General features: G+C 61.2%; 13 protein-coding genes and 2 pseudogenes. 13 read left to right on the forward strand and 2 right to left on the reverse strand.

The features are described 5' to 3' along the window. Positions 1-23 precede the first annotated feature (23 nt). The 7 genes and pseudogenes from AC3FOF_RS42105 (at position 24) to AC3FOF_RS42135 (ending at position 7,111) form a co-directional block, all read left to right on the forward strand. The gene (locus tag AC3FOF_RS42105) at positions 24-662 is read left to right on the forward strand and encodes a 3-oxoacid CoA-transferase subunit B (RefSeq protein ID WP_276269470.1); all 639 of its coding nucleotides are present in this window, start codon (positions 24-26) and stop codon (positions 660-662) included. Positions 663-682: 20 nt separating this feature from the next. Continuing rightward, positions 683-1,888, forward strand: a complete 1,206-nt coding sequence (pcaF, locus tag AC3FOF_RS42110) for a 3-oxoadipyl-CoA thiolase (RefSeq protein WP_488730044.1) — start codon at positions 683-685, stop codon at positions 1,886-1,888. A 194-nt stretch (positions 1,889-2,082) separates the two neighbouring features. Continuing rightward, complete coding sequence (locus AC3FOF_RS42115; RefSeq protein ID WP_488730045.1) at positions 2,083-3,372, forward strand: polyhydroxyalkanoate depolymerase; 1,290 nt, start codon at positions 2,083-2,085, stop codon at positions 3,370-3,372. 40 nt (positions 3,373-3,412) lie between these two features. After that, entirely contained in the window at positions 3,413-3,628 is a 216-nt protein-coding gene (locus tag AC3FOF_RS42120; protein WP_488729474.1) for a hypothetical protein, read from the forward strand. 25 nt (positions 3,629-3,653) lie between these two features. Next, positions 3,654-3,842 (forward strand): annotated as a pseudogene (locus tag AC3FOF_RS42125) (4-hydroxyphenylpyruvate dioxygenase); the annotation flags it as partial. A gap of 202 nt (positions 3,843-4,044) precedes the next feature. After that, on the forward strand, positions 4,045-5,454 hold the full coding sequence (locus AC3FOF_RS42130) for an MFS transporter (RefSeq protein WP_276263523.1): 1,410 nt from the start codon (positions 4,045-4,047) through the stop codon (positions 5,452-5,454). Positions 5,455-5,776: 322 nt separating this feature from the next. Continuing rightward, positions 5,777-7,111, forward strand: a complete 1,335-nt coding sequence (locus AC3FOF_RS42135; RefSeq protein WP_488729475.1) for an MFS transporter — start codon at positions 5,777-5,779, stop codon at positions 7,109-7,111. A 298-nt stretch (positions 7,112-7,409) separates the two neighbouring features. On the opposite strand, the gene AC3FOF_RS42140 is transcribed toward AC3FOF_RS42135, so the two are convergent. Further along, positions 7,410-8,414 carry a LysR substrate-binding domain-containing protein gene (locus AC3FOF_RS42140; RefSeq protein WP_488730046.1) on the reverse strand — a complete coding sequence of 335 codons (1,005 nt, stop codon included), beginning with the start codon at positions 8,412-8,414 and terminating at the stop codon, positions 7,410-7,412. Between the two features lie 125 nt (positions 8,415-8,539). Here AC3FOF_RS42140 and pcaH point away from each other — a divergent pair, with 125 nt between their 5' ends. Together pcaH and pcaG are read left to right on the forward strand one after the other, a co-directional pair. Beyond that, positions 8,540-9,295, forward strand: coding sequence for a protocatechuate 3,4-dioxygenase subunit beta (gene pcaH / locus AC3FOF_RS42145; RefSeq protein ID WP_276263526.1), 756 nt, complete (start codon positions 8,540-8,542; stop codon positions 9,293-9,295). Continuing rightward, positions 9,295-9,945, forward strand: a complete 651-nt coding sequence (gene pcaG, locus AC3FOF_RS42150) for a protocatechuate 3,4-dioxygenase subunit alpha (protein WP_276263527.1) — start codon at positions 9,295-9,297, stop codon at positions 9,943-9,945. The genes pcaH and pcaG overlap by 1 nt, the downstream gene beginning before the upstream one ends. Before the next feature lie 268 nt (positions 9,946-10,213). Here pcaG and AC3FOF_RS42155 read toward each other — a convergent pair whose 3' ends face one another. Further along, on the reverse strand, positions 10,214-11,140 hold the full coding sequence (locus AC3FOF_RS42155; RefSeq protein WP_488730047.1) for a LysR family transcriptional regulator: 927 nt from the start codon (positions 11,138-11,140) through the stop codon (positions 10,214-10,216). Here AC3FOF_RS42155 and AC3FOF_RS42160 point away from each other — a divergent pair. The 4 genes and pseudogenes from AC3FOF_RS42160 to AC3FOF_RS42175 all read left to right on the forward strand — a co-directional run. Then, positions 11,117-12,187, forward strand: coding sequence for an alpha/beta hydrolase (locus tag AC3FOF_RS42160; protein WP_488730048.1), 1,071 nt, complete (start codon positions 11,117-11,119; stop codon positions 12,185-12,187). The two genes, AC3FOF_RS42155 and AC3FOF_RS42160, sit on opposite strands and share 24 nt — an antisense overlap. Before the next feature lie 27 nt (positions 12,188-12,214). Continuing rightward, positions 12,215-13,198 carry a Bug family tripartite tricarboxylate transporter substrate binding protein gene (locus AC3FOF_RS42165; protein ID WP_488730049.1) on the forward strand — a complete coding sequence of 328 codons (984 nt, stop codon included), beginning with the start codon at positions 12,215-12,217 and terminating at the stop codon, positions 13,196-13,198. 53 nt (positions 13,199-13,251) lie between these two features. Further along, entirely contained in the window at positions 13,252-14,226 is a 975-nt protein-coding gene (locus tag AC3FOF_RS42170; RefSeq protein WP_488730050.1) for an AraC family transcriptional regulator, read from the forward strand. A 470-nt stretch (positions 14,227-14,696) separates the two neighbouring features. Then, positions 14,697-15,016: pseudogene (locus tag AC3FOF_RS42175) on the forward strand (polyhydroxyalkanoate depolymerase); the annotation flags it as partial.

A 15,016-nucleotide genomic window follows, 5' to 3' on the forward strand; every position in this document is an offset into this window, starting at 1 on the left:
ACGCAACTTACAGGAGACACGATATGGCGAGCAAATGGACCCGCGAACAGATGGCGCGGCGTGTGGCGCAGGACATCCCGGACGGCGCCGTCGTCAACCTCGGAATTGGCTTGCCGACCGCAGTGGCCAACCACCTTCCCGACGGGCGCGAAGTGGTGCTGCACAGCGAGAACGGTGTTATCGGCATGGGCTCCGCGCCTGCGGCAGGCGATGAAGACTACGACCTGATCAACGCCGGCAAGCAGCCTGTGACGCTACTGCCCGGCGGCAGCTTCTTCCACCACGCCGACAGCTTCGCGATGATGCGCGGCGGCCACCTCGACGTGTGCGTGCTGGGCGCCTTCCAGGTCTCGGCGCGTGGCGATCTCGCCAACTGGCACACCGGCGCTCCCGATGCGATTCCGGCCGTCGGCGGCGCGATGGACTTGGCGATTGGCGCCAAGCGAACATACGTGATGATGGAGCACACCACGAAGAAGGGCGACAGCAAGATCGTCCCAGAGTGCACCTATCCGTTGACCGGCATCGGTTGCGTCAGCCGCATCTACACCGACCTCGCGGTGCTCGACATCACATCACAGGGCGTGACGGTGGTCGAGATGGCCGAAGGCCTGTCGTTCGATGAATTGCAGCAGGTCACCGGCGTTCCGCTGCGCAACTGAGGTCCGGAGGAGGAATGCACATGACACAAGACGCCTATATCTGCGATGCCATTCGCACACCGTTTGGCCGTTACGCCGGTGCGCTGTCGTCGGTACGCGCCGACGATCTGGGTGCGGTGCCCCTGAAGGCCTTGATGGCGCGCAACGCGCAGGTCGACTGGCAGGCCGTGTCGGACGTGATCTACGGATGCGCGAACCAGGCCGGGGAGGACAACCGCAACGTGGCGAGAATGTCCAGCTTGCTGGCGGGATTGCCCATTGAGGTGCCGGGATCGACGATCAATCGCCTGTGCGGATCGGGCATGGACGCAGTCGGGACGGCAGCGCGGGCGATCAAGAGCGGCGAAGCCCAACTGATGATCGCCGGCGGTGTCGAGAGCATGAGTCGCGCGCCCTTCGTGCTGCCCAAGGCGGAGAGCGCCTTCAGCCGCTTGAGTTCGGTGCAAGACACGACCATAGGCTGGCGTTTCGTCAACAAGCTGATGAAAGACGAGTACGGCGTGGATTCGATGCCGGAGACCGCCGAAAACGTGGCGACTGAATTCAAAATCGACCGGGATTCACAAGATCGCATGGCGCTGGCGTCGCAACAGAAGGCGATCGCCGCGCAACGCAATGGCTACTTCGATGCGGAAATCACACCGGTGACCATCCCACAGAAGAAGGGCGCCCCGGTCGTTGTCGCGGTGGACGAGCATCCGCGTGAGACCAGCCTGGAAATGCTGGCACGGCTCAAGGGCGTCGTCCGTCCCGACGGCACTGTGACGGCTGGCAATGCGTCCGGGGTCAACGATGGCGCCTGTGCGTTGTTGCTGGCGAGCGAGCAGGCCGTCGGTGCCCAAGGCTTGACGCCACGGGCGCGCTTCGTCGCAATGGCGACAGCCGGAGTGGCGCCGAGGATCATGGGGTTCGGACCGGCACCAGCGACGCGCAAGGTTCTCGCCCTCGCGGGCCTGAGCCTGGCGCAGATGGATGTGATCGAATTGAACGAGGCGTTTGCCGCGCAAGGGCTTGCGGTGCTGCGTGATCTGGGCATAGCCGACGATGATTCGCGCGTGAATCCCAATGGGGGAGCCATCGCGCTTGGTCATCCGTTGGGGGCCAGCGGCGCACGCTTGATCACGACAGCGATCAATCAGCTGCATCGAACGAAGGGACGCTATGCACTGTGCACGATGTGCATCGGTGTTGGGCAGGGCATTGCCGTCATCGTCGAGCGGGTTTGACCGTTGTGCCCGCATATCCCGATCGACTGACTGTGACCAAGTTCACTCCATACGCCTCATCCGCGAGCCGATTAATAGGAGCCGCGCAGCGATTGGCTGATGTGCCCGTCACGCCCGACTGCAACGGGCGCCAGCCCATAAGCGGGATGGTGGCACCACTTCAGTAGTTGCGGGATACCCAACAAGGAATTTCCATGCTCTATCAACTCTACGAAGCGCAGCGTACGCTGGCGGAGCCGGTGACCGACCTCGCTCGAGTCGTCTCCAAGCTCTATGCTCAAGGTGCTGTCTTCGGACAGTTGCCTTTGGCACAGCGCCTGGCGGCGGGATACGATCTTCTCTATCGCCTGGGCAAGGGCTACGAAAAGCCCGAGTTCGGCATCCAGTCCGTGACGGTGGCCAACGCCAATGTGGTGATCCAGGAAGCCATCGAGATCGACAAGCCGTTCTGCCAGTTGCGTCGCTTTAAGCGCTTCACCGACGACCCGGACACCCTGCGCATGCTCAAGGACCAGCCCGTGGTGCTGATCGTGGCGCCGCTATCCGGCCACTACGCAACGCTCCTGCGCGACACCGTCCGCACCCTGCTGCAGGACCACAAGGCCTACATCACGGACTGGGTCAATGCCCGCCTTGTGCCGTTGTCCGAGGGCGAATTCCATCTTGACGATTACGTCAACTACATCCAGGAGTTCATTCGCTATCTGCAGGCCCGGTACGGCAACTGCCACGTCGTCAGCGTGTGCCAACCGACAGTGCCGGTGCTGGCGGCGGTTTCGTTGATGGCCAGCCGCGGCGAGAACGTACCGCTGTCGCTCACCATGATGGGCGGCCCCATCGATGCCCGGAAGTCGCCTACGGCGGTCAACAACGTGGCGATCAGCAAGAGTTTGGCATGGTTCGAGAACAACGTGATCTACCACGTGCCGCAGGGCTTCCCGGGCGTCGGTCGCCGCGTCTACCCGGGCTTCCTGCAGCACACCGGCTTCGTCGCGATGAATCCGGACCGCCACGTGAGCAGCCACTACGACTACTTCAAGGACCTGATCAAGGGGGACGACGCCAGCGCCGAGGCCCACCGCAAGTTCTATGATGAGTACAACGCCGTGCTGGACATGGACGCGAACTACTACCTTGACACTATCCGCACGGTGTTCCAGGAATTCCATCTCGTACACGGCACCTGGGACGTCAGGAACCCTGAAGGCGTGCTGGAGCGCGTGCGTCCGCAGGACATCCATTCGACCGCGCTGCTGACCGTCGAAGGTGAGCTGGACGACATCTCAGGCTCCGGCCAGACCCGTGCCGCACATGAACTGTGTACCGGTATCAGCGAGGTTCACCAGCGGCACTACGAAGTTGAGGGCGCGGGTCATTACGGCATCTTCAGCGGGCGTCGGTGGCGTGAGAATGTTTATCCGGAGGTACGGGCGTTCATTGCAGCGAGTGAGCGCGGCGCAAAGAGTGAACTGAGCGATGTCTAGCACGGGCGCGCCAATCGGGCTTACGCCGCGGAGCATTGCGATGTACGAGGTCTGTGCCGGTCTGCTCCGGGCACCGACGACAGGCATCGGGCAGGAGCGATTCGCTAATCTGCCGGCCGAGGACTTCGCTCCGATCTATTTGGGCTTACCGAAGGACGTGAGGGGCGCGGCGCCCACGTCTGGCGCCGCCGATCTGCCCTTCACGATCGACGCGGGCATGCAGGTCAATGGCGGCACGCAGATCCACCCGTACTGAACTCATCGCGAAAGCGGAGCCCACCATGCGTCGATCCATTGCCACCGTGTCGCTCAGCGGTACGCTGCGTCAGAAGCTCGAGGCCATCGCGGCTGCGGGCTTCGACGGCATCGAGCTGTTCGAGAACGACTTCATTAACTTCAACGGGACGGCCGCCGAGCTGCGTCGCATCACCGAAGACCTCGGCCTTTCGATCGAACTGTACCAGCCGTTCCTTTTGAGATCGTGCAACGTGCTGACTCTTACGACGCCTATGGCGCGACCAACGCCCCGGCACGGATGGCCGCCCAGGCGCAGAGGTAGTCGTTCTTGATAGGGAAACATTGGATGAAACACACGAAGCCTGCGGTATTCGCTGTCGTCGCCCGCTAAACCTCGATCAGCAGACTCCCAAATCAAAAATACTGGAGACCACAATGGCAGACACCTCGGACCACGAGCCCCACGCAAGACAACAGACCAAGAAGGCTACTGCCAGCGGATGGATCGGCTCGGCGCTGGAGTATTATGATTTCTTCATCTACGCCACTGCGGCATCGCTGATCTTCCCACAGATCTTCTTTCCCAAGACGGATCCCAAGGTCGCCATCATCGCGTCATTGGCGACCTACGGCGTGGGCTATGTCGCGCGCCCGATCGGTGCCTTCTTCCTCGGGCATTGGGGTGACACGCATGGGCGCAAGCAGGTGCTGATCCTGTGCATGTTCCTGATGGGTTTTTCGACGGTGGCCGTCGGGCTGTTGCCGACCTACGACCAGGTCGGTCTGCTCGCCCCGGCGCTTCTTGTCTTGCTGCGACTGGTCCAGGGCTTCGCCGTGGCCGGAGAGATATCCGGCGCCAGCTCAATGATTCTCGAGCATGCGCCGTTTGGCCGGCGCGGCTTCTACGCCAGCTTCACATTGCAGGGTGTACAAGCGGGACAGATTCTCGCCGCAGCGGTCTTCCTGCCGCTCGCCCACTACATGCCAACGGAGGCGTTCAACGCCTGGGGCTGGCGTATCCCCTTCCTGCTCAGCTTCATTGTCATCATCGCGGGTTACATCATCCGCCGCGAGGTCCACGAGACACCTGCATTCGCCGAAGAGGGAGCACACGGCGCGGTCCCGAAGGCGCCGGTTATCCAGGCCGTTACGGAAAGCTGGAAGGACATGCTGCGCGTGATGTGCTGCTCGCTGATGAACGTCATTCCGGTGGTCACGACGATTTTCGGAGCGGCTTACGCCGTCCAGCCAGGCTATGGCATCGGATTCGAGAAGGACGTTTACCTGTGGATCCCCGTCATGGGCAATATCGTCGCGGTGTTCGTCATCCCGTTTGTCGGCAACCTGTCGGACAAGATCGGCCGCAGGCCGCCGATCATCATCGGTGCGCTCGCTTCGGGGTTGCTGTCGTTCGGCTATCTCTATGCCATCAGCATTCACAACGTGCCGCTGGCTATCGTGGCGTCCCTGTTGATGTGGGGAGTTCTCTATCAAGGTTACAACGCCATTTTCCCGAGCTTCTATCCCGAAATGTTCCCAACGCGCACCCGCGTCTCGGGCATGGCCATTTCGCAAAACCTCGGCACCCTCGCCACGGCTCTGCTGCCGGCGCTGTTCGTCGCTGTCGCTCCGCCCGGTGCAGTCAACATCCCGATGACCATCGGGGCGATCACCCTGGGCGTGACAGTCGTCGCGGCTATCGCAGCCTGGACCGCCAGGGAGACCTATCGGATCCATATGAACGACCTGGGCAATCCCAGCGCGGCTCCTGTGCCTAAACAGGAGTACGAACGGCTTCGGGAGCAGGCTGTGGTCGACGCGAGGGCGGGTAAGGCATCTGCCTGAGCCGCAGCTTGCGCCGTGGACTATACCCGGTTGCGAGGCGCCTGGATTGCCCTGAACAGCGCAGCAGCCTTCGCCAACAGCGGAAATACATTTGGAAATGGAAATCGGCTTGGCGCGATGGTCGGCATCCGCCATAAGTTCTGAGTTTTGCGCTGCCGCGCCGACTTCAGTGGGGAGGAGTCGGCGCGAATCTGTCGCCTTCTCGCCTGAGGGCGCGGAAGCCGACATGGCCATCACCGCGCGGCGGCGAAGCACCTCTGCGGGTCTAGATCAATAGCCTGGCCGAACGCAGCAGACATACAGAACACATAGGAGTTAGGCAATGCGACAGGACATCAGGGAAGCCATCAATCAGAACGCCATGAGCTCATTCCAGATCACGGCGGTCGCAATCTGTATCGTGCTCAACATGTTGGACGGATTCGACGTGTTAGCAATGGCATTCACCGCCTCACACATCTCTTCGGACTGGCACCTGAGCGGCAAGGAGATCGGCATGCTGCTGAGCGCCGGATTGTTCGGCATGGCTGCAGGGTCACTCTTGCTCGCACCCCAGGCCGACCGGTTCGGGCGCCGCCCGATCATCCTGTTCTGTCTGGGGACGATCTCGTTTGGGATGCTGTTGTCGACGTTCACGCAATCGGTGCTCCAGCTCGCGGCGATGCGGGCAATGACTGGTATCGGGATTGGCGGCATGCTGGCGAGCATCAATGTCATCACCGGGGAGTATGCTTCGAACAAGTGGCGCAGTACTGCCATCGTCCTACAGGCAACCGGCTATCCCGTCGGGGCGACGATCGGTGGCGTGATCGCCGGCGTGCTGTTGACGCATTATGGCTGGCGCAGTGTGTTCGTATTCGGTGCGCTGGTGACGCTGGCCATGGTCCCGATTGTGATGGCCCGTCTGCCCGAGTCGCTCGACTTCTTGATTGCCAAGCGCCCTCGGGAGGCGCTCGGCAAAGTAAACAAGCTGCTGCAGGCAATGGGGCGCGAGCCTATCCAAGCACTGCCATCCGTCGCCGCTGCAGCCACGGAGCCCGGAAGCGGCTTGGCCGGCCTGTTCTCGAGAGGGCTCGCGGTGCAAACCGCGATGATCTGGGCGTCATTCTTTCTGGTGATGTTCACCTTCTACTTTGTCCTCAGCTGGACCCCGAAGCTGCTGGTAGCCGCGGGCATGTCGGCGCAACAAGGGCTCACCGGCGGCGTGCTACTGAACGTGGGAGGCATCGTAGGTGGCACGATGTTCGGCTTCCTGTCGTCTCGCATCGGGCTCAAGCCGCTGTTGTGGGCCTGTTTTGTTCTAACCTCCGCATTGCTCGTGTGCTTCGGTATGTTTGCCAATACACTTGCCATTGCGTTTGCCGTCGCAATGTTGATTGGTGGCGGCATCTTTGGATGCATGGTTGGCCTGTATGCCTACGCACCGATCCTCTATCCCCCCGAGACTCGTGCCACGGGCATGGGCTGGTCGATTGGTATGGGCCGCTTCGGCGCAGTGCTCTCACCAATGGTTGCAGGCGCACTGGTGGATGCCGGCTGGCCGACCGCCAATCTCTACTACGCGTTCGCTGTGCCACTGCTTGCGGCCATAGCAAGTGTCGGCCTGCTTGGCAATTCGGGGGCGAACGCCGTGCCGCAGGCACGCTCCACACCTTAGTGATGGGTCGCTTCCGCTAGTTTGAACCACAATGACATGCTGCAAAGCGTTCGGCGAGTCCCCATCGGTAACGCGTCGTTTTGCCAGACGCCGATGCAGCGTCAAGCAGAAGGCCGTTCCGGGCGAACGCCGCAGCTATCAGGTACTTTTCTCGCTAGATCGACGATCGTCATAACGCTCTCGCATGAAGCCTTCAATAGGGCATGTCCAGTAACGGCTGCGACGGCACCGCGCCCCGATCGCGTCGCGCAACTTAGTCTCAGTCAAAGCGAGTTCCGCCGTTACAAAGGGGCTGCGCCTAGCCGGCTTTCTTGCGATGGTGCTTTCCCGCATTGCTCGCTTGTGCCAACTCCCTGAGAATATCCAGCAGCGTGCTACTCAGTTCGTTTGGTGCCACTGCGCTGCGGAGCAGGATTCCCACCGGTTCCGCGCTTCCAGTCGTCGGTAGCGGCAGCTTCACCAGCCAGCCGTGATCGACGTCGTCCTGCGCGACGCGCTCCGGCGTAATCCACACCGTATCCGAGCGCAGCGCCAGCAGGCGGGCGACCGAGGTCGATAGCGTCTCCGTGCAGGCCGCCGGTAAGCGCAGCCCGTGCGACTGGAACATAGTCTCGGTGTGATGCCGTGGCACGGTGCCGGTAGTCGCTACGACCAATGGATACGCGAGCACGGATTGCAGTGAGGCTCCGCCGCCGGGTTCCGCCAGCAGGGGATGGTGTGGCCTCACCACCACCGCCAGGGACTCGGCGTACAACAGCTCGAACGAGAGCCCCTGCATCATCGAAGGCTCGGCCATGCGTCCCACCACGAAATCCAGTTCCCCAGCCTTGAGCGCCGTCAGCAGCTCCGCGTTGGTTCCCGTGCGCAACCGGACTCCGGTGTGCGGCCGCTGCGCATGCAGGCGGGAAATGGCTTGAGGAAGCAAGCCGCTAGCCACCGTCGGGAGTGCCCCGAGTTGGACGACCACAGTGGCCGGAGCCTGGGCGCCAGCCAGCGCAGCGACGGCGGATTCCAGCGCGTGCGAGACGCCAACCGCGTGGCGCAGGAAGTGCTCACCGGCCGGCGTCAGTGTCGCGCCTTGGCGGCCGCGTTCCACCAAGCGTGCACCGGCAAGGGCCTCCAATTCAACCAGAGTTTTCGAGACGGCCGGCTGACTCAGATGAAGCCGCTCTGCAGCGCGGCGCAGGTTGCGTTCCTGCGCGATGGCGAGGAAACAGCTCACATGCCGGAAACGGATGCGAGAGGAGACCTGACGCTCCGCCGAGACGATTGTGGGTGTGTGCCCATCGGCGTTCGATTTCATAACGTGTGGTTATCGATTTAGTGATAACAAGTCAATTTACTTCACTTTATCTCAAATATAAAGTGTGGATGTCGCTGCATCACTGTCGGTGCAGCCACTTGATAGGGTTCACAGGAGACAAGCCCATGCAAATCCCAGCCGCTCCCACCAGCCGCGTGGCCCACGGGGAATTCGCGCAGCGCGATACCACGCAGCAGCCTCCGGCCTGCACGCCGATCTACAAGACCAGCGTGCTGCGCTCGCCGCGCAATGCACTGATTTCCACGGTCAACACCCTGTCGGAGATCACCGGCCCGGTGTTCCTGCCGCAGGAACTCGGCCCCCTGGATAACGACCTGATCATGAACTTTGCCAAGGGTGGCCTGCCCATCGGTGAACGCGTCATCGTTCATGGATTCGTGCGCGACGAATTCGGCCGTCCGGTGAGGAATGCCCTGGTCGAGGTCTGGCAGGCCAATGCCGGCGGCCGCTATCGCCACAAGAACGACAAGTACATCGCGCCCATCGACCCGAACTTTGGGGGCTGCGGGCGCATGCTGACCGATGACAACGGCTACTACATCTATCGCACCATCAAGCCGGGCCCGTATCCCTGGCGCAACCGCATCAACGAATGGCGGCCTTCGCATATCCACTATTCGCTGAGCGGAGATGGCTGGGCACAGCGCCTGATTACGCAGATGTACTTCGAGGGCGATCCGCTGATCGCACAGTGTCCCATCCTGAAGACCATCCCCAGCGAGGAGCAGATCCGCGGCTTGATCGCCCTGCAGGACACAGCCAACCACGTGCCGCTGGACAGCCGGTGCTACCGCTTCGACATTACGCTGCGCGGCCGCCGCGCCACTCATTTTGAAAACCAGTTGCAGGGAGCCAAGTGATGACGCCGCATCTGCCTTCTTCCATCGTCCACTATCCGGAAACCGCTTCCCAGACGGGCGGCCCATATGTCCATATCGGCCTGGCGCCAAAGCAGGCCGGTTTCGAGATCTTCGAGCACAACTTCGGCAGCGTCTTGGTCACGCCCGAAACACGTGGCGAACGCATCCACATTGAAGGTCGCGTATTCGATGGCTCTGGCTCACTGGTGCGTGACGTCCTGGTCGAGATCTGGCAAGCCAATGCCGAGGGCAAGTATGCGCACCCTGGCGACCTGCAGGACAAGGCCGTTGATCCGACCTTCCGAGGCTGGGGGCGGACAGGCGCTGATTTCGAGACCGGGGTCTATGCCTTTGAGACGATCAAGCCCGGCTCTGCTGCTGGCCGTGGTGGCGCGGTACAGGCGCCACATATCTGCATGGTGCTGTTCGCCCGTGGCATCAATATGGGTCTGCACACCCGACTGTATTTCAGCGATGAGGCCGATGCGAATGGCCATGACCCGGTCCTCAATGGCATCGAATGGGAGGTACGCCGCAAGACTCTGGTGGCACAGCGCGGCGAGCGGGACGGCAAGGTAATTTACACCTTCGATATCCGTTTGCAAGACACGCCAGACGGCGGCGAGGAAACGGTCTTCTTCGACATCTGAAGTTGGCAGGGCCACAAAGCAAAGCAGCCAGGCTTGCCCTGGCTGTCTTCTATGGACGGCTACCCGCCGTATCAGCACTTGTGGCGCACAAGGGCAATCACATCTAGCCGCGTGGAATTGCCAAAACGGATTGCGCTTGTTGTTGAGATTGGCCGGGCTGTTTCAGCAGCGGCGCACGCTGAAGCAGATTCACGCGGATCTGTGTGCATTCGGATTCGTCGGATCCTATGATCGGTGGCTGCCTTTGCGCGTCGTTAGTGCCAGGAGTTCATCGTCTTTTTCGCTGATTTCGGCTGTGACGCGAGGCCCGTGCGATGACGGCAGCTAGGATGTCCCACAGCATCTGTGCGGGCATACTCAGAGTCATATCGCGGCGACGCGCGAGGAACAGCTCGCGCTCGATGCGCGGCGCCACCAGCGAGATTGCCCTCAGCCCTTTTAGTTGCGACGCGAGCAGGCCCGGCAGGACGGCGATGAAGTGTCCGTGATTTAGATATCCCATCATGGAGGACAAATGGTCGACTTCATTAAACCAGGGCAGCGCAATTTCTGCCTTGTGGAGAACGGGATCGATCTCCTGCCGAGTCGAGCTGGTTGGCTTGAAGGCGAGCACGCGATGCCCCGGCAACTCGTCCCATCGCAAGGTCGCGCGCCGCGCCAGTGGATGATTCTCCGGCAATACCAGCATGAAGGCATCTGTGGCAACCGGTTGCGTTACAAGGTCGCTGTTGGGTTCCCACAGCGTGGTGACGCCAAATTCCACCTCCCTCCCAAGCACCATTGACCTGACACGTGATCCGGCATCGTCCCGCAGGCATACCTGCACATCCGGGGCGCTTCTGTGGAATTCCACGACCGCGGCGGAGAACAGGGAGTGAGCCACGGACGCCATACACCCGACTGTGACCTTCCCGGCCAGGCCCCGGGCGATCCGGGAAGCTTCCTGCAAGCTCTCCTCGAGCGACTCAAGCAAGGGCCGCACTCGTTCCAGCAGCAGCTCGCCCAAGGGCGTCAGAGTCATGCTTCTTGTGGTTCTTTCAACCAAGCGCCCCCCTAAGGCCGCTTCCAGTTTGGCTACCCGCCTGCTTAGCGCAGAGGGGGTGATGGAAAGGGCATCGGCCGCACGATTGAAGCTTCCCAGGCGGGCCAACTCGTGCAATGCGCGCAGGTCATGCAGGTCGTAATTGATTCTCATGAAGCAATAATCATCGAATATTTTGCAATTGACTACATTATGGCCGATCAGGAAGATGGCGCTACCACAACCTCTGGTCTGGGTATGACATCGTCTTGCGTGACCCTTCGTTCTATCGGCAGCTACTTTGTCGGCGGTAGCAATCACAGACTGGAGGGGCTTCCCGTGCAATGCCGACGGATGGTGCTCGGAGGTGAGCCTCGCCGTGTTGACCCGAATGGTGACCATGTCGCAGGTCAGATGTACGTGCAGGCTTTTCGTCTTGCCCTGCCCCGTTCGCCGCTGCCGGTTCTGCTTTGGCATGGCGGCGGCATGACGGGAAGCAACTGGGAAAGCACGCCGGACGGACGGTGCGGCTGGCTCTGGCGTTTCCTGAGTGCGGGCTACGACGTACTCGTTTCGGACGCCGTAGAGCGGGGGCGGTCGTCCTGGGCAATGTATCCCCAAATCTATGCGGAACCGCCGATGTTCCGGAGCAAGGAGGAGGCCTGGCGGATGTTTCGCATCGGTCCTCCCGGTGGGTACGTAAGCGATCCTGCACATCGGCAGGTGTATCCGGGTCAACAGTTCCCGACGGACTTCTTTGACGAGTTTGCCAAGCAGTGGGTGCCGCGTTGGGCCGACCACGAGGACATGACCCTGAGCGCCTACAGCGCCCTGGTGGAGAGGACCGGCCCCTGCATTGTGGTGGCGCACAGTCAGGGTGCGGGTTTCGCGGTTGCGGTAGCACAGAGGCACCCCGACATCGTACGTGCCGTCATCGCCATTGAGCCCGGCGGCATGCCGGAGACGCGTGGCGGGTCCCTTCCGCCTCACCTGATCGTGTGGGGCGATCACTTCCGGCAACCAGATCCTGTCTGGCAGGGCTACCGCGCGTTGGCGGACAACTATGCTGCCCATGGAAACAGATTGCCAAGCAATTGCTTCGAGACCCTGATTCTGCCGCTGGCGGGGTATCGAGGTAACTCGCATTTCCCGATGCTCGATCGCAATAGCGATGCGATAGCTGACCTGCTGCTCGAGTGGCTCCGGAAGCAGTCCCTTTGAATCGCTCATGATATCTAAGCAAAGGCCATGATCATAAGACGGTTTGCCCGAGTCGCCGCGGCATGTACCTTGACACTGCTCGCGATACAAAACGCGTTCGCAGAGGACGCCTTTCCGTCCAGGACGATCAAGTTGGTGGTTTCCTATGGTGCCGGAGGCTCTCTGGATGCGATGGCGCGCGTGCTTGCCACTGAGCTTGGGAAGCTTGTTGAGCAGCCTGTAGTGGTGGAGAACATTGCTGGTGCAGGTGGCACGCTAGGCGTCAGACGAGTCGTGGACGCGGCGCCCGATGGATACACGCTTCTGATGGGAGTGACGTCGGATGTCGCGCTAGCGCCATCATCCAATCCGACCGTGAAGTATAGGGCGGGAGACCTGCAAGCAGTCGCCAAGGTCGGCACGAGTGGCATCGTAATGATAGGACGGCCCGGGCTCACCGCAAATACGCTGGCTGAGTTGATCGGTCTCGCTCGAAGTCAGCCTGGGACGTTGCGCTATGGCACCTCGGGAGCCGGTTCCTTGCAGCATTTGGCAATGGAAACACTGAAGCTCAAGACGGGCGTCAACATTCCGTTCATACCATACAAGAGCGCAACACAGGTAGTGGCCGACGTGATCGGCGGCCACCTCGATCTGGGCGTCGTTGGGCTGCCGGCCGTGTTGCCTCATATCTCGGGAGGCAAGGTAAAGGCGTTTGCCATTCTCAGTCGTCAGAGGGATGCGGGTAACAGGAATATTCCGGCGGCCGCGGAGATGCCTGCACTTCAGGCGCTCGACTTTAACCTGTGGACAGGCATCTTTGCACCGAGGGGAACACCCACTCTCATTGTCGACAAGCTAAATGCCAGCATCGCAGCTGCGCTCAGTCGTCCGGAGCTTGTCGAGAAGTATTCGCAGATGGGGGTTGAGATCGCCGCGCCGGCTACGTCTCAGCAGTTTTCGCAGTATGTGGCTGCGGAAGAACGAAAGCTTAGAGTGGCATATGAGAGAAGTGGAATCAAGGAGCACTAGCTGGGCGCGGGCAGGCGCAAGCGCGGCTGCGAGCGACCATTTGGCGGAAAGCTATGCTTGAAAAGCCAGAGATATATGCCGAGATGTTCATTGCGAGCGACGCGGAGGATTTTGCAACGCGTCTTCGACCGATCTGGGGAAACGTTGCGATCGACTCGGGGAGCGAAGATCATCTTGACGTGCGGCTGGCGTCCAGTCTCGCTGGGGGCGCGGTGACGCATCGAATCCAGACGACAACCGGCGTTCAATTCCGATTTGACAGGCAGTTCGACGGCTACGCGCTGGTGGTGCTCCATGAAGGCGGCCTGCGGGCCAGGGTTGGGCAACAGGATCGCGCCTGGTCGGCAGGCGCTTGCGCAGTTCTGGATGCGACACAGGTCAGCCAATGGCAGTGGCAGGCCGGCAGCTACGACATGCTGCTGGTCTCGGCGGGCGATATCGCGCAGCGGCTTTCGAGCCTGCTGGAAGCACCCATGATGCGCCCTTTGATGTTCCAGGCCGAGGTCTCCCCGGAGTCGAACGGGGTGAGATTGGGCCGCGCCGTGGTGCAGATGATGCAATTGTGCTTTGGCGATGACAGATCCAGGGTAACGGCGATGGCCACGGCGGCCAGCATACGTGACGTTGCCGTGGGGGCATTCCTGGAGGGCTTGCCGCACAATTACTCCGACAGGCTGGTAGTCAAGGCGACAGGACCATCACCACGGCACGTAAGATCCGCGATTGAGTTCATCCATGCCTATGCGCGGGACAGCATTCTCGTCGAGGATATTGCCAAGGCTGCCGGCGTCAGCGTGCGCGCCCTGCAGGTGGGATTCGCCACGTTCAAGAGCACCACGCCAATGGCGTACTTAAAGCGGGTTAGGCTGGAGGGCGTGCGCAATGAACTCCTGCATAGCGATGATGCGTCGGTTGCCGAAGTCGCGATGCGCTGGGGGTTCAAGCAGCTCGGCATGTTCGCCAAGGTGTATCGCGATGCGTTCGGCGAGCTGCCGTCGCAGACACGTCGGATTGCGAAGAGGGAATAGGGAAGGCTTCAGTCCTGCCGTCGAGGTACACCCACGCGCCGACCGGCATGAAAAAGGAGGTGATCCGCCACATGGAGATATGGAGGTGGCGGGTCGCCTGCCCGTCAACTGCGGGAGATCAACTCCGCAGGCCGAATACTAGGCAGCCGTACCCAGATAACTATCCATCTCCTGGATGGGTAAAAAAATATCTGCGTTAATCATGGATATTATGCGTTATTGGGATACTACGGAGCCGATCCAGATGGTGCATCGGTTTGTCCGAGAATCGCTGCGCAGACGACAATATGCTGTGGCTGTCGAGTTGGATTTTTCCCTCCTGGGCGGTCAGTTCGCGTGTCCCTCTGAGCATCCTGCGGAGTTCTACGCTGTGGTGCGCGACTTTTGATCCGTCTCATTCGCGAGCCGGCTAAGAGGAGCCGAAGAGGGGGCACCACTTTAGTCGTTGCGGGATACCCAAAGGAATTTCCATGCTCTATCAACTCTACGAAACGCAGCGCTCGCTGGCGGAGCCGGTGACCGACCTCGCTCGAGTCGTCTCCAAGCTCTATGCTCAAGGTGCTGTCTTCGGACAGTTGCCTTTGGCACAGCGCCTGGCGGCGGGATACGATCTTCTCTATCGCCTGGGCAAGGGCTACGAAAAGCCCGAGTTCGGCATCCAGTCCGTGACGGTGGCCAACGCCAATGTGGTGATCCAGGAAGCCATCGAGATCGACAAGCCGTTCTGCCAGTTGCGTCGCTTTAAGCGCTTCACCGACGACCCGGACACCCTGCGCATGCTCAAGGACCA

The organism is Cupriavidus sp. 96C5-1, assembly GCF_057798855.1.